Here is a 20105-nt window from a genome sequence, read left to right as displayed (position 1 = left end):
GTCGATCTTCCTGGGGCCGATTGTAGGGCCGAAATGTGGCTTTTGCCGGAGGAATCAGAGTCGCCGGAACGTATGCCGGTACGCCAGCGGCGAAACCCCCACGGCCGCGTGCAGATGCTGACGGAGCGAGACCGCCGTCCCGAACCCCGCCTTCCTGGCCACCTCCTCCACGCCCAGCTCGGTCGTCTCCAGCAGGTGCCTGGCGTGCTGGACCCGCTGGCCGTTCAGCCACCTGGCCGGACTCACGCCGGTCTCGTCGCGGAAGCGCCTGGTGAACGTGCGCACGCTCATCCTGGCGTGCTCGGCCAGCGCGGTCAGGTCGAGCGGGCGCTCCAGGTGGGCCAGCATCCAGTCGCGGGTGGCCGCCGTGCCGCCGCCCGCCTCCGGCAGGTGCCGGTCGATGTACTGGGCCTGGCCGCCGTCCCGCCACGGCGGCATGACGCAGCGGCGGGCCGCGCGGTTGGCCACCTCGCTGCCGTGGTCGTTCCTGATCACGTGGAAGCACAGGTCGAGCCCGGCCGCCACGCCCGCCGAGGTCAGCACGTCGCCGTCGTCCACGTACAGCACGTCGGGGTCGAGCTTGACCTGCGGGAAGAGCCGGGTGAACCGGTCGGCATTGCGCCAGTGGGTGGTGGCCGGGCGCCCGTCGAGCAGGCCCGCCGCCGCCAGCACGAACGCCCCCGTGCAGATCGACATGATCCTGGGCCGCCCCCGGAGCGCTTCGGCCAGCGTGTCCGAGATCGTCCCGTCCCGCAGCGCCCGGCCCGCGTGGATGCCGGGCACCACGACCGTGTCGGCGGTGTCGAGCACGTCGAGGTCGTAGTCGGGCAGCACGCTGTAACCCGCCTCACAGCGGACCGGCATCCGCCCCTCCGAGCAGGTCACCACCTCGTACAACTTCTCACCGTCCGCCGTCTCGGCCGTCCCGAACACCTGGCCGGGCACGCCGAGGTCGATCGTGGCGAAGTGGTTGAGCACGACGACTGCCACGCGATGTGTCATGGCCGAATTCTTTCACATATTGACCATCCGGCCACTCGTGACCTTGAAAGGGGATAAAGCAGGATTGGCGCATGACGTTGAGCACCACCGCCCCCACGCGCCGCCTGCACCGGGCCTGGTTCGTGGCGGCCGTCGCCTTCGTGGCGATCCTGGGCGCGGCCGGGTTCCGCGCCACCCCCGGCGTACTGATCACCCCCTTGCAGGAGGAGTTCGGCTGGTCGGCCGGCACGATCTCCCTCGCGGTCTCCATCAACCTGGTGCTCTACGGCCTGACCGCCCCCTTCGCCGCCGCCCTGATGGACCGCTTCGGCATGCGCCGCGTGGTCTCCCTCGCGCTGCTGCTGATCGCCGCGGGCAGCGGCCTGACCGTGCTGATGACGGCGAGCTGGCAGCTCCTGCTGTTCTGGGGCGTGCTCGTCGGGCTCGGGACGGGCTCGATGGCGCTGGTGTTCGCCGCGACCGTGGTGGACCGCTGGTTCGTCCGGCACCGCGGGCTGGTCACGGGCGTGCTCACCGCGGCCGGCGCCACCGGGCAGCTGATCTTCCTCCCCGTGCTGGCCCAGCTCGCCGAGGGGCCGGGGTGGCGCTTCGCCTCGCTGACCGTGTCCGGTGCGGCGCTGGCGGTGGCGCCGTTCGTGTGGTGGCTGCTGCGCGACCACCCCGCCGACGTGGGCACGACAGCCCTCGGCGCGGAGCCATCGGCCGTTCGCACCGCGCCCGCGAGCAAGGTGAACGCGGCGGTCAGGGCGGTCACCGTGCTCGCCTCGGCAGCCAGGACCCGGCCGTTCTGGCTGCTCGCCGGCGGCTTCGCGATCTGCGGCGCCAGCACGAACGGCCTGGTCGGCACCCACTTCATCCCCGCCGCGCACGACCACGGCATGGCCGAGCCCGTGGCGGCCGGCCTGCTGGCGGTCATCGGGATCTTCGACATCGCGGGCACGATCGCGTCCGGCTGGCTCAGCGACCGGGTCGACCCCAAGGTGCTGCTCGGCGTCTACTACGCGCTGCGCGGGCTCTCCCTGATGGTGCTGCCGAGCCTGTTCGCGGCCACAACCGAGCCCAGCATGCTGATCTTCATCGTGTTCTACGGGCTGGACTGGGTGGCGACCGTGCCGCCCACGGTGGCGCTGTGCCGGCGGATCTACGGGGCCGACGGAGCCGTGGTGTTCGGGTGGGTGTTCGGCTCGCACCAGGTGGGGGCCGCGTTCGCCGCCGTCGCCGCCGGGCTCACCCGCGACCACCTGGGCAATTACGACCTCGCCTGGTACGGCGCCGGCGCCTTGTGCCTCCTCGCCGCGGGCATGTCCATGGCCATCGTGCATGCTAGAGGGCGATGAATTCTGAGCTTTATGTCCTGCCGCTGGTCGTCAGGATCGAGAGAGCCGCGCCTCCCGAACGCACCGACGCGCTGGAAGCGGCTGCCATGGCCGTGCTGAGCCTGCTGGACGACCCCGGCGAGTGGGCAGCCGAGCTGCACTCCTGGGAGTCCACCGGCAAGATCCGCAAGGTGGTCCGCCGGGCCAGGGGCGCCGAGTGGCGCAGGGCGGTCGCGCTGCCGGGGCGCACCGTCGAGCACCGCACGGCCGAGGTGCGCGTCCATCCGCCCGTGCCACTCGACGGCTGGCCGCGGGACCTCGCGCGGCTGCAGGTGGGCGGCACCGAGCTGAACGACACCGCCGATCCGCCGCCCGCGGAGCCGCCGGTCCTGTGGGCCAACCCGGGCCTGGCCATGTCCGCGGGCAAGGCCATGGCGCAGGCCGGGCACGCCGCCCAGCTCGCCTGGTGGGCCAGCGACGCGGCCGAGCGGGAGGCCTGGCGCGCCCGCGGGCTCGCGGTGTCCGTGCGCACCGCGGCCTCCCAGGGCGACTTCGACGCCATGGCCGCCGCGGGGCTGCCCGTGGTGCGCGATGCCGGGTTCACGGAGATCGAGCCGGGCTCGTGCACGTTCGTGGCCGAGGCGCCCTGGTTGCGCGGACGCGTCGCTAGATCGTGAAGACGTCCGCCAGCACGCCGCCCGCCGGGGTGAACCGCGCGGGCGACGGGCTGTCGTACACGACCATGAGCCTGCCGTCGGCCAGCAGCGCCAGCCCTTCGGGGTGGTCGCACTTCACGCCGTGGGGCAGCTCGATCACCGTCTCCAGCTCGCCCTCGGGGACGACCCCCTGCCTGGTGCCGGGCCGCCAGCGCACGATCCGCACGGGACCGTCGAGGTCCATGGTCGGGCCGGCGAGGATCAGCAGCGAGTCCCCGTCCGGGCAGAGGTCCCGCACGCCCAGCCCGCCCAGGTCCAGGAAGTGCTTGCGGTACGGCTCCCGCAGCCGCAGCCGTGACCTGCCCGCCTCCTCGAGCCGCAGCTCCAGCAGCACCGCCCAGCCCCGCAGCACGGGGCCGCGCAGCCCGAGATAGATCCGCTCGGACACGACGGCGATGCCCTCGACGTCGAGCCCGTTGTCCTTGCCGGGCAGCTCCAGGAACGGCGCCAGGTGCCGGTCGTCGCGCAGATGCGTGGTCAGGTTGTCCCTGCCGGCGAGGATCGTTCCAGGGCCGGGAGTCTCGTCGTGGAGCGGCAGCCGGGTCAGGATGAACCGGTTCTCCTCCCTGACCACCGTGGCCAGCCGGTCGGCGGCCTTCTCCGGGTCCTTCGACTTGACCTTCTTGCGCTTGAGGCTGTGCGAGCCGACCAGCCAGAGGTAGCCGTTCGCGCGGGCCAGCCCCTCGATGTCGGCCTCGTCCTCGGGGCCCGCGGGCAGCTCGACGTAGTCGGCCAGCGGGAACGTGCGCTGGGCGCCGAAATGGTCGCCCAGCCATGTCAGGTGCTCGAAGGTCGCGGTCTCGTCGCCGGCCACCCAGAGCCCGGCGGAGCCCTGCCGGATCGCTGAGAGGTTCGTGTGCGTTTGGGCCGCTCGCGCGGCGTGGTCGAATCGCAGCTCAACCTGTTCCACGCCGTCCATGATTGCACTTCGGTAGCTTCCAAGGCGCAATGGCTGGATATGTCGTACGCTCCGCTCGTGCTCGATGGGGAAGAAGAGATCAAGGGTTCCCAAGTGAGGACCGCGGCGAGGCCCGGAACCCCTGCTTCTCCGCCCAAACGCTCCCGTATCGGAGATATCCGGATGCGGGTGGTGTACCGGGGGCTCGCCGCGATCGGCCTGGTCGTGGCCGCGGCCGCGACACTGGTCGTGGTGCTCCCGTCAGGGCCGGACGAGGTCGCGGCGGGGCCGGTAACCGCGCCGCCGGCCGCACCGTCCTCGTCCGGCCCCGCGCCTTCCACCGCGGCTCCTCCGTCTGCGGCCCCTCCGTCTGCGGCCCCTCCGTCTGAGACCCCTCCGTCTGTGACCCCCACAGCGGAGGCGATGCCTTCGCCCGGCTCGTCGCTCGCGCCCGGTTACACGGCCATGCAGGCCCTGTACGCCGACCCGCGCGTCCCCAAGCTGACGGGCCGGATCAAGCGGATCTCCCTGGCCTCCCCGTCCAGGAAGGTCGTGAAGGACAGTCGCATCGGGCTGGCGGTGCCGAACCTCTCCAAGCCGTGGAAGTCGTACGGCGCGGCGCCGTTCACCTCCAAGCAGGTGCTCCCCAAGACGCGCGCCGGCCTGCGTGGGATGTTCGTCACATGTCCGCTCCCGATCATGCGGCAGAAGTCCCCACGTGACACGGCGCTGCTCGCGGCCCGCTGGACGCTCAACCACCACCCCGAAGGCTCCAGGATCACCTGGCTCGCCTCGCAACCCGTCAAGCGCGGCTGGATGCTCGTATATCGCGTCAAATACGGAAAGCATCAGTCGCGGGCGGCCGTCGTCGTGATGGACGGGGGAATGAGTAAGCCGGGGCTGGCGTTCGTCACAGTGCCTGACTCGCAGCGCAAGCAGTGGCGTGACATCAGCCGCGTGGTCGCCGGGGTGCGTGTTCTAGGCTAAAAGGATCATGTATGCGGCGATGTGGGGAGTGACGCCGTGGAACGCTCGGGACAGCCGCAGGCACCGAAGAACGGCAAGGGCAAGCCGCCCTGGCGTTCGGAGGGCCTGCCAGGCACGCCCGGAGGCCGGCCCAAGATCAACTGGTGGCGATTCGTCGTCACCTTGCTCGTGGTGTACGCAGGCTTTTTCGTCGTGTCGTCGTTCGTCGACAGCGGATCCGTCGAGACGATCTCGTACACCGAGTTCACCAAGCAGGTGAACTCCAAGAACGTCAAGGACATCTACGCCCAGGGCCTGTCCGTCGAGGGCGACCTGCGGTCGGCGGCGAAGAACCCCGAGAGCAACGAGTCCTACACGAAGTTCGCGACCGAGATCCCGGCCTTCGCCAACACCGACCAGCTCGACCAGCAGCTGTCCACCGGCCAGGTCGAGATCACCTCCAAGCCGATCACCCGTGGCTTCTTCTCCAACCTGCTGCTCTCGCTGCTGCCCGTGCTGCTGCTGGCCGGGTTGTGGATCTGGGTCATGCGCCGCGGCGCCAGCCTGATGGGCGGCGGCCTCGGCGGCATCGGCAAGTCCAAGGCCGCCAAGCCGGTCGAGGCCGGGCAGGTGCGGGTCACGTTCGACGACGTCGCGGGCATCGACGAGGTCGAGAACGAGCTCGTCGAGATCGTCGACTACCTCAAGGACCCCGGGAAATACCGCAGGCTCGGCGCGAAGCTGCCCAAGGGCGTGCTGCTCGCCGGCCCTCCCGGCACCGGTAAGACGCTGCTGGCCAGGGCGGTCGCGGGCGAGGCCAAGGTGCCGTTCTTCTCGGCCAGCGCCTCCGAGTTCATCGAGATGATCGTGGGTGTGGGCGCCTCGCGGGTGCGCGACCTGTTCGAGGAGGCGCGGAAGGTGGCGCCGTCGATCGTGTTCATCGACGAGATCGACGCCATCGGCCGGGCCCGCGGCGGTGCCGGCGGCCTCGGCGGCCACGACGAGCGCGAGCAGACGCTGAACCAGATCCTCACCGAGATGGACGGCTTCTCCGGCGCCGAGGGCGTGATCGTCATCGGGGCCACGAACCGTCCCGAGGTGCTCGACCCGGCGCTCCTGCGTCCCGGACGCTTCGACCGTACCGTCCAGGTGGGGCTGCCTGACGCGGCCGGCCGCACCGCCATCCTGCAGGTGCACACGCGGGGCGTGCCGCTGGACGGCGAGGTCAGCCCCGACCAGCTCGCCAAGACCACCCCCGGCATGACCGGCGCCGACCTGGCCAACCTGGTCAACGAGGCCGCCCTCCTCGCCGCCAAGCGCGGCAAGGAGAAGGTCACGATGTCCGACTTCGCCGACGCGCTGGAGAAGCTGCAGCTCGGCGCGGCCCGCAGCATCGTGATGCCGGAGGAGGAGCGCACCAGGACCGCCTTCCACGAGGCCGGTCACGCGCTGCTCGGCATGCTCCAGCCGGGCGCCGACCCGGTCAGGAAGATCTCGATCATCCCGCGCGGGCGGGCGCTCGGGGTCACGCTGTCCACCCCCGACACCGACCGGTACGCCTACGACGAGCAGTACCTGCGCGGGCGCATCACCGGCGCGCTCGGCGGCATGGCGGCGGAGCAGGTCGTGTACGGGGTCATCACCACGGGCGCCGAGAACGACCTGGAACAGGTCACCATGATCGCCCGTGGCATGGTCGGGCGCTGGGGCATGTCGGAGAAGGTCGGCCCGCTGACCATCCTCCCCAACGACGGACAGCAGCCGCAGGCCTCGCCCGCGACGCTCGCCACCGTCGACGAGGAGGCGCGGCGGATCGTGGACGAGTGCTACGAGCGCGCGATCCAGATCCTCACCGACAACCGCGACAAGCTCGACGCCATCGTGAAGGCCCTGCTCGAACACGAGACGCTCGACGAGGCGGGTGCTTACACGGCGGCGGGCCTGGCCTCGTCGGCCACTCCCGTCCCCGTGAGCGGCTTTTCCGAGAATTAGCGCAAATCGGGCATTGCTCCGGCCCTGATCAGGGCAGCTCTCCCGGAACAACGATCGGGGGACTGTCGTGACACTGACGGACGAGCTCCTCACCGAGCTCGGAGACTCAGGGCTGGAGCAGATCGCAGGGATGCTCGGCACGGACACGACCATGGCCCGCGACGTGGTCGAGGCCGTGTCGGGCGTCATCGTCGGGGGCATGGCCCGCAACGCCCGTCACCCGGACGGCGCCGATGCCCTGCGCGCGGCCCTGGACGACCACGTGGACACCGATCCGTTCACCGGCGACGTGGCCTCGCTGACCCGCGACGGGCACAACATCCTCGGCCACGTCCTGGGCGGTCAGGGAACGGAGGATGCCGCGGACGCGCTGGCGCGGTTCGCCGGAGTCGACCCGGGGATCATCATGAGGCTGCTGCCCCTCGTCGCGCCCATGATCATGTCCCTGCTCGCCAACCGGGCCGAGAGCCGCGGCATGAACGCGGGCGCTCTGGCCGACGACCTGGACCGCGAGCAGCCGGCCTGCCCGGGGGAGTTGGGCGAGCTGCTCCAGGGGCTGCTGGACGCCGTCTTCGGCGGCGGGGTGCCCGCGCAGGGCGGGCCGTACGAGTCCCGCCCGCCCTCCGGCGCCAGCCCTGACACTGGCCGCGGCACCGGCACCGGCACCGGCACCGGCACCGGCTCCGGCCCTGACACCGGCACCGTGGGCCGCCGCGGCGCCCCGGACGGTCATGAGGAGGGGGACCCGCACGAGGTGGCCCCCGGCACCTCCAACCCCGACTGGTGAATGACGCGGCGCAGGTCAACGGTAGGCTTATGCGGTGATCGTTCTGGCCTCAGCCTCCCCCGCCCGCCTCGCCCTCCTCCGCAGCGCCGGGCTCGACCCCAAGGTGATCGTCAGCGGCGTCGACGAAGACTCGTTCTCCGCGCACACCCCGGCGGCACTCAGCCTCGTGCTCGCCAAGGCCAAGGCGGAGGCGGTCGCGAACGAGCTCGACGAGGGCCTGGTCATCGGCTGCGACTCGATCCTGGAGCTGGACGGCCGCCCGTACGGCAAGCCCGCCACGCCGGAGGAGGCCGCCGAGCGGTGGCGGCTCATGCGCGGGCGCACGGGACGCCTGGTGACGGGCCACTGCGTGATCGACGTGGCCGCGGGCAAGCAGGCGGCGCAGGTCGCCACCACCGTGGTCCGCTTCGGCCGACCGTCCGACGAGGAGATCACCGCGTACATCGCCACGGGGGAGCCGCTCAGCGTGGCAGGGGCCTTCAGCATCGACGGGCGCGGCGGTTGGTTCGTCGAGGGCATCGAAGGCGACCACGGCAATGTGATCGGCATCTCGCTGCCGCTGCTGCACGACCTGTTCGCGGAGCTGGGCTACGCGGTGACGTCGTTCTGGCGCTAGCCTGCCGGGCATGCGATCACTGCGCGACTTCACGTCCGGCGTCGGCTTCTTCTTCCAGGGGTTGGGGTGGGTCGCCAGGCATGGGCGGTGGTGGCTGTTCGGGCTGATCCCGGCGCTGATCGCGTTCGCGGTGTACGTCGCGGCGCTGATCTTACTGGGCACGCACGCCACCGACCTGGCCGCGTTCCTGACGCCGTTCGCGGAGTCGTGGGGCTGGCGTGACCTGTTCAGGACGCTGGTGGGGATCCTGCTGTTCCTCGGAGGGCTGGCGCTGGCCGTACTCACCTTCACCGCGCTCACCCTGGCGATCGGGGAGCCGTTCTACGAGCGGCTGTCGGCCGAGGTGGACCCGCTTCCGGACGCCGACGAGCAGCCGTGGTGGCGCACCCTGCCGCGCTCGCTCAGGGACAGCCTGATCACGCTGTTCTACGTGCTCCTTTTCACGATCCCGCTGTTCTTCCTGGGCTTCGTGCCAGTGGTCGGCCAGACGGTGGTGCCGGTCCTCGGGGCGCTCGTCTCGGGCTTCTTCCTGACGGTGGAGCTCACCACCCTGGCGCTGGAGCGGCGGGGGATGGCCCGTAAGCAACGCTTCGCGCTGCTGCGCGCGAACAAGGCCAGCGCGTTGGGGTTCGGGGTGGTGGGATTCCTGCTGTTCCTGGTGCCGTTCGTCGCGGTCATCGCCATGCCCGCCGCCGTAGCCGGCGCCGCCCTCCTGGTCCGCGCCCACCTGACCCCCACCTCATAACCCTCACTTCCACCCGATCCCCCCGCCTCCTAGCCCCCCCACCTCATCCCTCCTCGGCCAGCGCCTTCACCCCCAGCGCCTTCAGCCCCAGCGCCTTCACCCCCAGCGCCTTCAGCCCCAGCCCTTTGATCCCAGCCCTTCGCTCCCAGGGCCTTGGCTCCCAGGGCCTTGGCTCCCAGGGCCTTGGCTCCCAGGGCCTTGGCTCCCAGGGCCTTCACCCCCAGAGCCTTCGGCTCGGCCCACCCCTCGGCCCGCCCCCTCCGGTTCCGGTCACCCATTCCGGCTCCGGTCACCCATTCCGGCTCCGGTCACCCATTCCGGCTCCGGTCACCCATTCCGGCTCCGGTCACCCATTCCGGCTCCGGCCACTTCGCTTGGGGGCCTCGCGGGCCCAATCACCCGTCATCACCCATCGGGCACCAGCCGTCACCGCCGCCCGCTACCAGCACCAGCACCAGCCCTGGTTTGGGCAGCAAGAACCACCATCACCCAAAGAGCCCCAGCCGAAAACCGGCAGGCAGTTATCCACAACGTCACTCCTGTACGCCCCCACCATCCCCAGAATCGCATTCGGGCCCGATCCCACAGCCCTCGCCCGGGCACCCTAAGGGCCCATGACGACCAACCACTCCACCCCAACCCCCAACCCCACTCCCACTTCCCCCTCCGAGGACTCCGACCCCACCACCGTCGCTCCCTCGCCGTCACCCTCAACCTCCCCTACGTCACCATCCCCGCCCTCCCCTCCCTCCTCCCCCTCATCAAGCTTCACGTCGCTGGAGCCCTGTCTCACCCTCACCAGCCCCACCGACATCCTGGCCGCCGTGCCATACCTCGTCGGTTTCCACCCGAAGACCAGCCTCATCGTGATCGGCCTCGACCGTCGCCAGGCCAAGTTGGTGGCCAGATGGAGCCTCCCGTTCCCGCCCGGCACTCTCGCCTCCTTGGAGCCGGTCTTCGACCGGGAGGGCGTGACAGAGATCGTCGTCGTCGGCTACGGCCCGGGGGAGCTGGTGACCCCGGCAGCCGACGAGGCCAGACTCCTCGCCGCCAAGACCGAACTCCATGTAGGCGAAGCACTACGAGCACACGAGGGCCGTTACTGGTCTTACATCTGCGATCTCGCGACATGCTGCCCGGCCGAAGGCACTCCGTACGACCTGACCACCAGCCAGATCTCCGCCGAGGCGACCATCCGAGGCCTGGTAGCTCTCCCCGATCGCGAGTCCCTGGAACGTACGATCGCCCCCATCGCAGGCCCCGTACGCATGGCCATGCGCCGAGCCACAGCCGACGCGATCGCAGAATTCCGAGTCGACCTGACAGCCACCACAAACCTCGACACCTTCGCGACGCAGTTCATCGCCGAAAGCCTGAACAGAGTCCGATCAGCCCTCCAGACCCACGAGGAAGGCGGCCGCCTGGACGACACGGAGGCGGCGAAACTGGGCCTGGCCCTATCGATCACCCGAGCCCGCGACGAGGCCTGGACCCTCATGCAAGATTCCCACGTGCTCCTCTGGAAGGACCTGACCCGCAGGCTGGAGCCCCGCTTCATCCCACCGGCCGCATCCCTCCTGGCGATGGCTTCCTGGCGCGCGGGAAACAACGTCCAGGCCACCATCGCCCTGGAACGCGCCCTGACCATCGACCCCAGCTACTCGATGGCCAACCTCCTCATGCACGCCCTCCAAAACCTCCTGTCTCCCACGATCCTCCGAGACCGCCTCCCCACCCCGGCCGAACTCGACGCCGCCATGGGCCCACCCCACGCCTCCTGGCTCCTCCCCCTGGTGAACCTCCTGGACGAAGACGACCCGCACTCCCCACCCGACTAACGCCCACCCACCACCCACAAGCCCCCTGCCAAGAGCACCAATCGAGGCCACCGAGCAACAACGCAATGGGGGACGACCCGATCCACAGAGAGGCACCCATCGTCGCCATCTACCAGCCACAAGAAAGCGGATCGTCGTCCACTGCCCGCCGCGCGGAAGCGGATCGTCACCAACCGCCAGTCGCCAGTCGTAAACCACCGACTGCCGGTTGCAGGTCGCGGGCCACCGACCGCTGGCTGTCAGTCGCGGGTTGCCGATTGCGGGCGGTTGGTCGCGGTCGTGAGCGATTGGCCGCGGCCGGCTGGCGTGAGCTGGAGCGGTCGGTCGCGGGTTGCCGATTGCGGGGTTGCTGATTGAGGGCTGCCGACTGCCGGTTATTGGCCGTGAACGGTTGGCTGCCGGTCGCTGGCCGCGAGGTGGCGGTTGTTGGTCGGGTCGCAGTTCGGAGGGTTGTCGGTCGCCGTTTGCCAATCGTGAGCGGTTGGCCGCCAGCCGCGGGCTGCTGTTTGCGCTTGACGGTCGCAGCCGCAAGCGGGTTGGTCGCCGATCGCCAGTCGCCGGTTGTTGGTCGCCGATCGCCGATCGCCGGTTGTTGGTCGCCGGTCGCGCTGGCCGTGGGACGGCGGCTGTTGGTTGTGAGCCGCAAGCCTGGCCGCAAGTCGGTTGGCTGCCGGTCGCTGGCCGCCGGTTGTGAGTTCGCGGCCGCCAGCGTCAGCAGACACTGCGCCAATCGCCAGTTAGTCAGTGGTCCGCCAACGGGTGACCCGCTGGCGGACGGTTGTCGGGGGTCAGCTGCCGGTGCCTTCTTCGCGGCGGCGGCGCTCGTTGTAAGCGCGCATGCGCGGCGGATAGCCGGTGAGTTGTACGTCATAAACCGGGAGGGCAAGATCGCGGGCAACCTTGTGGATCACGGCAGGGGAGCCCACCCTGCGCCTGGTCCATTCGCCGTCGTCGGCGACCGCCACGGCGGTCGTGTCGGTGGCGAAAGTCTCTGGCTCGACGTAAAACTCGACGCCGCGGCGCGAGCGGGCAAAAGCGATAAGCGCTTCGATGTCGGCGTCAGTCGCCTCGCGGTCGAACTTCGCGACCTTGGGGCCGCGCAGTCGACGAATGCCGTAGCGGTCTCGCCATCTCATGCATCCTTTTTATACCGTCTGGAGCCTCCGTGCGTCGGGGATGATCTAGGGGTCACATCCGGGATTCTCCCGATAGCACCGAGGGTCCGAGGGACGCAGTATGAGAGGTGACTGCCCGATTCTCAAAGGAGAGGCATGGCGATTATGGCTGGGGTACCGCAAACCCCTGGGCCGGGACAGGTGCAGCCAGCTCATCTGCGCGTCACCCACCAGGACCGAGAGCACGTGGTCGAGCACGTCAAGGCCGCCTACGCGGAGGGCCGCTTCGACAAGCTCGAGTTCGACGACCGTCTGGAGCGCGCGATGACGGCGCGCACGCACGGTGACCTGATGCCCATCATGACCGAGCTGTACGGCGCTCAAGCCGTACCCCGGCTCGCCCCGCTCACGCCCCCGGTCCGCCCTGAGCGGGCGCCGGAGAGCAACGAACGTCTCGCCGCCGCCGTCGGCCACCTGCTGATGGTTGTCGGCATCCCGATCGCCGGCCCTCTGATCCTTCTGCTCACTGGCGCGAAGACCTCGCCCTACATCCGCAGGCAGGCGCTCGAGGCACTCAACTTCCAGCTCACGGTGGTGGGGGCCACGATTCTCCTGCCGTTCACGGTCATCGGTGTCGTGCTGCTCCCGGTCATCTGGGTCGCCGCTGTCGTCCTCTCCATCGTCGGTGGCATTACGTCCCTGACGGAGGGCAACTTCCGCTACCCGATGACGCTGCGCCTGGTGAAGTGACTCCACTCGCCAGCACCCGCCGAGATCTGTACGAGCCCGGCCTGGTCCAGCCCAGCAAGGGGCCGCATCCAGTTAGGCCCTTTCGGAGTGGTGGCTGGGTCGGGGTTCAGCGCGAAGTGCGCTGGTTCGGTGTGACGAACGCACGCCGACCAGCTTTGGGGTGGGTGTCGCGGTTGGGGGTTGATGCGGGCGCGTGCTGGTTCAGTAGAACGGTCGTGTCGACTGGCTTTGGGGTGGGCGTCAGGGCGGGAGTTGATGTGGGCGGGCACTGGGTCGGTCGAACGGTCGCGCCGGCTGGTTAAGAGTGGGGGTCTGGCTGGGCGAGGCTTGGGTGCGGGGTGGGTGGTGGTTCGGTGTGCCGACCGCGCCCCGTCTGGTGCCGTCGGGTGAGTGCCTTGGGTGCGGTGGAAGGGCTGCGGGGCTCCGGCCAGGCGTAGAGGTGCGGTGGACTGACGTCACCGTTGAGCCGGGCGTCCCGTGCCGGCGTCACACTGAATGGCTGCGTGGTTCAGATGCGGTGAGGGGGCTGCGGTAGTGGGGCAGGAGCTTTGAGCATGCTGGCGGTAGTGGGGCAGGATCTCGCGACGGGGCGGCGTTAGCGGGCAGGGCCTTGGGGTGGGTGGCGTACGCGGGGCAAGACCTTGGGGTGGGGTGGCGTAAGCGGGTCGGGACCTCGGCGGGCGTACGCGGGACAGGGTCTTGGGGTGGGTGGCGTAAGCGGGGCAAGACCTTGGGGTGGCGTACGCGGGTGGGGACCTTGGAGGCGTACGCGGGGCAGGGCCTTGGGTAGACGGGGTTAGCGGGACAGGACCTCGTACTTGACGCGCATGACGCCGGCGCTGGTGTTGCCGATGGCGGAGAAGGCGGCTTCGGAGAGGTCGAGGCAGCGGCCGCCCACGTACGGGCCGCGGTCGTTGATGCGGACCGTGACCGATTCGCCCGTGCTGGGGTTGGTGATGCGGACCTTGCTGCCCAGGGGGAGGGTCTTGTGGGCGGCGGTCATGGCCGAGGGGTCGAAGCGCTCGCCGCTGGCTGTCATCTGGGGGTCGCCGTAGTAGGAGGCGCCGCAGGTTCCGGATGAGAGTACGCGGGTCTTCGGCTTGTGGGTCGGGGACTTGGCGGCCTTCGTGGGCGTGGGCGACGTGGCCCCGGGGGTTGAGCGCTTGGTCGCCGTGGGCTTGGCGGCCGGGCTCGAGGAGGACTCTGCCGGGGAGGCGGTGGTGTTCGGCTGGGCGGTCGCCGGGGACTTGGTGGGCCTCGGGCGGGCCGCCGCGGGCTTGGGGAGCGGCGAGGGCGACTGGGGGGTCGCCTGGCGAGCGGCTTCGTTAAGCGGCTTGGCCTGGAGTGGGGTGGGGGCTGCCGAGGGGTGGTTGGGGGAGCCGGTGGTGTCCATGGCGGCCCAGGCAGCGGTGGAGGCCGCGGCCACGACGGCGGCGCCGGCCGCGAGGGTGATCCAGCGGCGCTTGCCTGCGATGAGCTTGCGGTACTGAGGGGTCGGCTTGAGGGAATGCTGGCCCAAGGTAAACCACAGTCCTAGCTAGGGGATAGGGCAGGGAAAGGCCGGGCCGGAGGGGGTGGAGGGCGTACGGCGGCCGATCCATAGGCGGGGAGGGGGATCCCGCGCAGTGAGGACGAACATATGCGACAAAGCCCGAGTAAAGGCAACTTAATGCGACAGTCAGTGACATATCTCACTTAAGTCACAAGATTGCTAAGAACGCCCAGCATGCGCCGTGGATCTTTGGGGCTCCGGGAAACGCGAGAAAGCAGGCTTGATCGGCAAATGGTGCAGCTCGGGCGGGTGATAGGCCGAGTTGGATGGGTGATATGCCGAGCGCCTGGTGATCAAGCCGTCAATCGTGGGTGTTTTTTGTTCTTGACGGTTGCTGCTTGCTGATTGCAGGCAGGACCGGCTACCGGAGTCGTCGGCGGTGCTCCGGCCTTCAGGCCGGGGGTGAAGCCGACCAGCCCGCGTAGCGGGGCAGGAACAGCCGTTTCGCCGCCGGGCGAAACGGCGTTCACCCAGCTCAGACGGGCCGGTTTTGCTGCTCGATGTACTGGCGCAGAACACTGATCGGAGCGCCGCCCACCGATCCGGCGAAGTAAGAGCCCGACCACAGCTTGTTCGCCCGGTAGTAGTGGCGGGCCAGTTCGGGGAACTCCTGACGCATCCGGCGCGAGGACACGCCTTTGAGGCTGTTGACCAACTTGGACAGGGCCACCTTGGGCGGGAAGTTGACCAGCAGGTGGACGTGGTTGTCTTCGCCGTTGAACTCGCGCAGTTCGGTTTCGAAGTCGGCGCACACGGATCTCATGATCTCTTGCAGTCGGGTGAGGTGCTCACCGGTGAACACGCGATGGCGGAACTTCGTTACGAAGACCAAATGCGCATGCAGCACGAAAACACAATGTCTGCCGGTCCTGATATCGCCGTCGTCGGCCATAACCCAACCGTAGGTTGATCGTGTGCGGTTGCGGTATTTCTTCCGGATCGACCCGACCTCGGGCCAGCGCATCGCGCTCGCGCGGGCGTTCGGGTGCGCCCGGGTGGTGTTCAACGACGCGGTCGCACTGCGCAACCACGCCCATGAGCGGGGCTTGCCGTTCATCACCGACGCCGAACTGTCCCGCCTGGTGATCACCCAGGCGAAGCAGACACCGCAACGCTCCTGGCTGGGCGAGGCGTCGGCGGTGGTGCTCCAGCAGGCGCTGGCCGACGCCTGCGCGGCGTTCCGGAACTTCTTCGCTTCTTTGGCCCAGACCCGCAAGGGGCCCAAGCTGGGGCGGCCGCGTTTCCGGTCCCGCAGGGACAACCGGCAGGCGATCCGCTTTACCCGCAACGCCCGTTTCGCCATCACCGCAGCCGGCAAGTTGCGGCTGCCGAAGATCGGCGATGTGGCGGTGCGCTGGTCACGGAGCCTGCCGTCCCAGCCCTCTTCCGTCACCGTGGTGAAGGATGCCGCCGGGAGGTATTTCGCCTCGTTTGTGGTCGAAGCAGCCGAAACCCCCTTGCCTGCGACCGAGGCCGAGACCGGGATCGACCTGGGCCTGACGCACTTCGCGGTGCTGTCGGGCGGACGGAAGATCGACAGCCCGCGGTTCCTGCGCCGAGCGGAGAAGAAGCTCAAGCGGGCACAAAAGGCCCTGTCACGTAAGGAGAAAGGCAGCAAGAACCGGGCCAAGGCCCGAGTGAAGGTCGCCCGCCGGCATGCCAAGGTCACCGACGCGCGCCGCGAGTTCCACCACCGGTTGTCCACGGTGCTGATCCGCGAAAACCAAGCGATCTATGTGGAGGATCTGGCGGTCAAGGGACTGGCGCGCACCGGACTGGCCAAGAGCGTGCAGGACTCGGGCTGGGCATCGTTCATCGGCATGGTGGAGTACAAGGCGAAGCTGTACGGTCGGACGTTCGTGAAGATCGGCAGGTTCTTCCCCTCCTCCAAGCTCTGTTCGGCCTGCGGGGCGCTGGCCGAACAGATGCCGCTGGCCGGACGGGAGTGGACCTGCCCGTGTGGGTTCACCCATGACCGGGATGTCAACGCCGAGATCAACATCCGGGCTGAGGGACGCCGGATCGTCGCCGCTGGACGGAAACCCGTGCCTGAGATGGGCGGGAAGCGGAGACGGAAAACGCCTGCGGAGACTGGTAAGACCCCTCCGCCCGCTCCTCGGGGCGAGCGCGGGGGCACGGTCGATGAAACAGGAAGCCACAGAAGTGCCGCGTGACACCACACGGCACAGGCTGAATCCACGGCGTTCACGCCGGGGAGCGCGTCAAAGCATCAGAGAGCGCACGGTGTCGACCGTGTCGGCGTCCTCGACGCGCTTGTCCGGGCGGTAGCGCAGGACGCGGGCGAAACGGAGGGCCATGCCGCCGGGGTAGCGGGGGGAGCGCTGGACCCCGTCGAAGGCGATCTCCACCACCAGCTCCGGTCGCAGCGTGACCGTCCAGTTGTCGGTGGGCCCATCGGCCAGCTCGAGAAAGCGCTCGGTCTGCCAGGCCAGCAGCTCGTCCGTCAGGCCCTTGAACGTCTTGCCGAGCATCACGAACCCGCCAGAAGGGTCACGCGCTCCGAGGTGGAGGTTGGAGAGCTTGCCCTCGCGTCGCCCATGACCCCATTCGGCGGCCAGGACCACCAGGTCGAGCGTGTGACGCGGCTTGACCTTGATCCATCCGGCGCCCCGGCGGCCGGCTGCGTAAGGGGAGGCCAGGGACTTGACCACCAGGCCCTCGTGGCCCGCCTTGACCACATCGGTGAAGAACTTCTCCGCCTCGGCAACGTCCCCCGTCACCAGCCGCGGCGTCAGCAGCCCCTGGGGGACCGCGCGGGCGAGCGCCTCCTGGCGCTGTGAATAGGGCAGGTCGAGCAGGTCGGCGCCGTCCACCCGCAGAGCGTCGAAGAAGAACACGCTCAGCGGCGTCTGCTCGCGCAGCTGGGCGACGTTGGTCTTGCTGGTCGCGCGGCTCGCCGTCACCTGGAACGGGTGCGGCCGCCCGTCAGGACGCAGCGCGAGCACCTCGCCGTCCAGCACGAGATCGTCGTACGGCATGTCGAGCACGGCCTCGACCAGCTCGGGAACCTGCGGCGTGATGTCGTCGAGCGTACGCGTGAAAACCTTGACCTCAGAGCCCGAACGGTGGGCCTGCACCCGCATGCCGTCGAGCTTCCACTCCAGCGCCGCGGGGGTGCCGGCCTTCTCCAGCGCGGCGGCGACGTTGGGCGCGCTGCCCGCCAGCATGGGCGAGACCGCCTGCCCCACCTGCAGCCGGAACGCGCGCAGCGCCTCTACCCCGCCGCTCAGCGCGGCCGCTCCGACGGCGGGAAGCCAGCCGCGCAGCGTGAGCGCGCGGCGCACGTCGGCCGACGGCGCGCCGGACGCCTTGGCCACCGCCTCGATCATGACGCCGTCGAGCGCGCCCTGCCGCAGCTCACCGAACAGCAGCCGGCGCATGAACTGCTGCTCCTGGCTCGTCAGCCCCGCGAACAGCTCGGCCACCAGCGCCTTGCGCGCGGCCTGCGAGCCCGGCCCGGAAACCGCCTTGATCCTGCTCAGCAGCTCGTCGACCGCGGTCAGAGTGGCGGTGGCGGCCAGCTTGGGCTGGGGGATGTCCTCCAACGTGCGCCAGCCCACGCCCACCTGCCGCTGAGGCAGCTCGCCCGAGAGGTACGAGATCGCGATCTCCGCCTCCTCCGGGCCGACCCGGCCCAGCAGCTCCGCCAGATGGCCCACCTTGCCGAGCCGAGCGGACGTGCGCGCCACCGCCTCGGAAACCCGGACCACGTCGATCAGAAGCACACGCCTATGTTGCCTTATGGTGCCGACATTTCCCCACCCGATATCGGCCAAGTGTCTGCCTTGTTCCCGGCACGGCCCCTCGTACGGTTGCTCCCTTTTGGGATCCTCGCGTGGGTTTCGTATATGGGTGTCGCGTATAGGGCCCTCATTTGGGGCTTCTCAGGCGGGGGAACTCGGGTGCGCGGGCGGGGCCTCTCGTTTCGGGGGCGAGGGTGATGCGGTGCCACGGTGGTACATGCGCCAGGGCGGCTGTCGCGTTGAATGGGCGATCGCCGTAGCGGGGTGGGCTGACGTATCGGGGCAAGGCGGGGCAAGGCGCGTCGGGGACGTCGGTCGGGAAGGAGGGGGCGGGAGGGAGCGGGGGCGTCGGTTTGGAAAGGCGGCGCAGGACGTGTGGGGGCGTCGGTCCGGAGGCGCGAGGCGGGAGCGCATGGGGCGCGGGTCCGGAAGCGGCGGGGGTGGGTGGTGTGGGGACGTCGGATCCGGGCGGGCGGCCAGTGTGAGGAGGAGCGTCGGGTCCGGAGGGGGTGGGGTGGGTGGGTGTGGAGGCGTCGGGCTCTTACGGGGTGGGGTGGGTGGCGTGGGGACGCCGGGTCCGGGCGGGCGGGCGGCCAGTGTGAGGAGGAGCGTCGGGCCCGAGAGGGTGGGGCGGGTGGTGTGGGGGCGTCGGGTTCGGGCGGGCGGCGTGGGGAGGAATGTCGGGTTTGGAAACGGGTGGGGTGTCGGGAGGGAAGGGGTGGGGCGGGCCGTTTTGGGTTGGGTGGCCCGCCCCGGGAGGTGCTAGCTGACGCCGAGCAGGTCGACGACGAAGATGAGCGTCTCGTTCGGCTTGATGCGCGCGCCGGCCCCCCGGCTGCCGTAACCGAGATGCGGCGGGATGACGAGCTTGCGCCGCCCGCCGACCTTCATGCCCGCGACCCCCTGGTCCCAGCCCGCGATGACGCGGCCCGCGCCGAGCGGGAACTCGAACGCGTCGCCGCGGTTCCACGACGCGTCGAACTCCTCACCGGTCGAGAAGGCCACGCCCACGTAGTGGACGCGTACGCTGTGGCCGGGCTTGGCCTCCGGGCCGTCGCCCACGGTCAGGTCGACGATCTCCAGGTCGGCGGGCGGGTTGCCCTCGGGAAAGTCGATCTCGGGCTTTTCGAGTGCCACGAAGTGCTCCTGTTGATGATTGCTGACAATGAGACCCGACGACTCTATGCGGTCGGGATATCGTCATCGTTCATGACCGCCCTTTCTCCGGATGGGATCCTGCTCACCGGGCGCGTCGCCGTGGTCACCGGGGCGGCCAGGGGGATCGGGCTGGCGATCGCGGAGACGTTCGCCGCGTTCGGCGCTCATGTCGCGGTGTGCGACCGCGACAAGCCGCGGGCCGAGCTGGCGATGAAGCTCGACGTACGCGATCACGTGGCGGTGGAGATCTTCGCCCAGGCCATCCGTGAGCGGTGGGGCCGGGTGGACATCCTGGTCAACAACGCGGGCGGCACCTTCCACGCGGCGTTCGCCGACACCTCGCCCCGCGGCGAGCAGATCCTCGTCGAGGAGAACTTCACGCAGGTCACCGGCATGATCAGGCGGTTGCTGCCGATGATGTCGCCGGGCGCGTCGATCATCAACGTGACCTCGAGCGAGGCCCACCAGGCGGCTCCGGGGTTCGCGGTGTACGCGGCCATGAAGGCCGGTCTGGAGAGCCTGACGAAGACGCTCGCCCTGGAGTTGGCTCCCAGGGGCATCCGGGTGAACGCGATCGCGCCCGACGCGCTGCGGACCGAGGGCGAGTCGGGCGTGCGCGAGCGCATGCTGGCCCGCCCCCTGCCCTACGAGCCGGTACGCGTCCCGCCCCTCGGTCGGCTGGGCGGCCCGGAGGAGGCCGCCGGCGCGGCCGTGTTCCTGGCCAGCGACCTGGCCAGGTTCGTCACGGGGGCGACGTTACACGTGGACGGCGGCATCCACGCCGCCGGCGGCTGGCGCCGAACCTGAAGCAGCCGAAGCTGAAGCAGCCGAAGCCGAAGCAGCCGAAGCTGAAGCAGCCGAAGCTGAACCAGCGGAAGCCGGAACAGCCG

18 protein-coding genes are annotated in these 20105 nt (G+C 69.7%); 11 read left to right on the top strand and 7 right to left on the bottom strand.

All coding sequences use genetic code 11. The features are described from left to right. Nucleotides 1–54: 54 nt before the first annotated feature. On the bottom strand, nucleotides 55–1002 hold the full coding sequence (locus ABZX61_RS46910) for a helix-turn-helix domain-containing protein (protein WP_350741791.1): 948 nt from the start codon (nucleotides 1000–1002) through the stop codon (nucleotides 55–57). A 71-nt stretch (nucleotides 1003–1073) separates the two neighbouring features. On the opposite strand from ABZX61_RS46910, the gene ABZX61_RS46905 reads away from it, so the two are divergent. Beyond that, nucleotides 1074–2339 carry an MFS transporter gene (locus ABZX61_RS46905; RefSeq protein WP_355204765.1) on the top strand — a complete coding sequence of 422 codons (1266 nt, stop codon included), beginning with the start codon at nucleotides 1074–1076 and terminating at the stop codon, nucleotides 2337–2339. Beyond that, nucleotides 2336–2995, top strand: a complete 660-nt coding sequence (locus ABZX61_RS46900; RefSeq protein ID WP_355204762.1) for an aminoacyl-tRNA hydrolase — start codon at nucleotides 2336–2338, stop codon at nucleotides 2993–2995. Before ABZX61_RS46905 ends, ABZX61_RS46900 begins: the two co-directional genes overlap by 4 nt. Here the strand turns inward: ABZX61_RS46900 and ABZX61_RS46895 are convergent. After that, on the bottom strand, nucleotides 2985–3944 hold the full coding sequence (locus ABZX61_RS46895) for a DUF3616 domain-containing protein (protein ID WP_355204759.1): 960 nt from the start codon (nucleotides 3942–3944) through the stop codon (nucleotides 2985–2987). The genes ABZX61_RS46900 and ABZX61_RS46895 overlap by 11 nt on opposite strands. 390 nt (nucleotides 3945–4334) lie before the next feature. On the opposite strand from ABZX61_RS46895, the gene ABZX61_RS46890 reads away from it, so the two are divergent. The 6 genes from ABZX61_RS46890 (at nucleotide 4335) to ABZX61_RS46865 (ending at nucleotide 10876) form a co-directional block, all read left to right on the top strand. Beyond that, nucleotides 4335–4919, top strand: coding sequence for a hypothetical protein (locus tag ABZX61_RS46890; RefSeq protein WP_355204756.1), 585 nt, complete (start codon nucleotides 4335–4337; stop codon nucleotides 4917–4919). Between the two features lie 36 nt (nucleotides 4920–4955). Further along, nucleotides 4956–6890: an ATP-dependent zinc metalloprotease FtsH gene (ftsH, locus tag ABZX61_RS46885; protein ID WP_350741801.1), complete on the top strand. Its 1935-nt coding sequence runs from the start codon at nucleotides 4956–4958 to the stop codon at nucleotides 6888–6890. A gap of 67 nt (nucleotides 6891–6957) precedes the next feature. Next, complete coding sequence (locus ABZX61_RS46880) at nucleotides 6958–7677, top strand: DUF937 domain-containing protein (protein ID WP_355204753.1); 720 nt, start codon at nucleotides 6958–6960, stop codon at nucleotides 7675–7677. 34 nt (nucleotides 7678–7711) lie between these two features. Next, a complete protein-coding gene (locus tag ABZX61_RS46875; protein WP_355204750.1) occupies nucleotides 7712–8293 on the top strand; it encodes a Maf family protein in 582 nt (193 codons plus the stop codon). Between the two features lie 10 nt (nucleotides 8294–8303). Then, nucleotides 8304–9038, top strand: a complete 735-nt coding sequence (locus tag ABZX61_RS46870) for an EI24 domain-containing protein (protein ID WP_355204747.1) — start codon at nucleotides 8304–8306, stop codon at nucleotides 9036–9038. A gap of 776 nt (nucleotides 9039–9814) precedes the next feature. Further along, the gene (locus ABZX61_RS46865) at nucleotides 9815–10876 is read left to right on the top strand and encodes a DUF4192 domain-containing protein (protein ID WP_355205049.1); all 1062 of its coding nucleotides are present in this window, start codon (nucleotides 9815–9817) and stop codon (nucleotides 10874–10876) included. Between the two features lie 788 nt (nucleotides 10877–11664). On the opposite strand, the gene ABZX61_RS46860 is transcribed toward ABZX61_RS46865, so the two are convergent. After that, nucleotides 11665–12012, bottom strand: coding sequence for a hypothetical protein (locus tag ABZX61_RS46860; RefSeq protein WP_350741812.1), 348 nt, complete (start codon nucleotides 12010–12012; stop codon nucleotides 11665–11667). A gap of 180 nt (nucleotides 12013–12192) precedes the next feature. Between ABZX61_RS46860 and ABZX61_RS46855 the strand changes: the two genes are divergently transcribed. Continuing rightward, nucleotides 12193–12741, top strand: coding sequence for a DUF1707 and DUF4870 domain-containing protein (locus ABZX61_RS46855; RefSeq protein ID WP_355204744.1), 549 nt, complete (start codon nucleotides 12193–12195; stop codon nucleotides 12739–12741). A 796-nt stretch (nucleotides 12742–13537) separates the two neighbouring features. Here the strand turns inward: ABZX61_RS46855 and ABZX61_RS46850 are convergent. Both ABZX61_RS46850 and tnpA read right to left on the bottom strand, forming a co-directional pair. Next, entirely contained in the window at nucleotides 13538–14260 is a 723-nt protein-coding gene (locus ABZX61_RS46850; RefSeq protein ID WP_355204741.1) for a septal ring lytic transglycosylase RlpA family protein, read from the bottom strand. Between the two features lie 508 nt (nucleotides 14261–14768). Beyond that, on the bottom strand, nucleotides 14769–15185 hold the full coding sequence (tnpA, locus tag ABZX61_RS46845; RefSeq protein ID WP_355204739.1) for an IS200/IS605 family transposase: 417 nt from the start codon (nucleotides 15183–15185) through the stop codon (nucleotides 14769–14771). A 22-nt stretch (nucleotides 15186–15207) separates the two neighbouring features. Here tnpA and ABZX61_RS46840 point away from each other — a divergent pair, with 22 nt between their 5' ends. Continuing rightward, on the top strand, nucleotides 15208–16467 hold the full coding sequence (locus ABZX61_RS46840) for an RNA-guided endonuclease TnpB family protein (RefSeq protein WP_355204736.1): 1260 nt from the start codon (nucleotides 15208–15210) through the stop codon (nucleotides 16465–16467). 48 nt (nucleotides 16468–16515) lie between these two features. Here ABZX61_RS46840 and ABZX61_RS46835 read toward each other — a convergent pair whose 3' ends face one another. Together ABZX61_RS46835 and ABZX61_RS46830 are read right to left on the bottom strand one after the other, a co-directional pair. Continuing rightward, nucleotides 16516–18039 (bottom strand): ATP-dependent DNA ligase, encoded by a 1524-nt coding sequence (locus tag ABZX61_RS46835; RefSeq protein WP_355204733.1) that lies wholly within the window; start codon nucleotides 18037–18039, stop codon nucleotides 16516–16518. Between the two features lie 780 nt (nucleotides 18040–18819). Further along, nucleotides 18820–19194: an FKBP-type peptidyl-prolyl cis-trans isomerase gene (locus ABZX61_RS46830; RefSeq protein ID WP_319720114.1), complete on the bottom strand. Its 375-nt coding sequence runs from the start codon at nucleotides 19192–19194 to the stop codon at nucleotides 18820–18822. 72 nt (nucleotides 19195–19266) lie between these two features. On the opposite strand from ABZX61_RS46830, the gene ABZX61_RS46825 reads away from it, so the two are divergent. Beyond that, nucleotides 19267–20022, top strand: coding sequence for an SDR family oxidoreductase (locus ABZX61_RS46825; protein ID WP_355204729.1), 756 nt, complete (start codon nucleotides 19267–19269; stop codon nucleotides 20020–20022). Nucleotides 20023–20105 lie beyond the last annotated feature (83 nt).

Origin of the sequence: Nonomuraea sp. NPDC003709, from assembly GCF_040610775.1 — a bacterium.
Classification (GTDB): domain Bacteria; phylum Actinomycetota; class Actinomycetes; order Streptosporangiales; family Streptosporangiaceae; genus Nonomuraea; species Nonomuraea angiospora_A.
The sequence above is the reverse complement of the archived record's forward strand: the minus strand, read 5'-3'. Positions and strand labels throughout refer to the sequence as shown.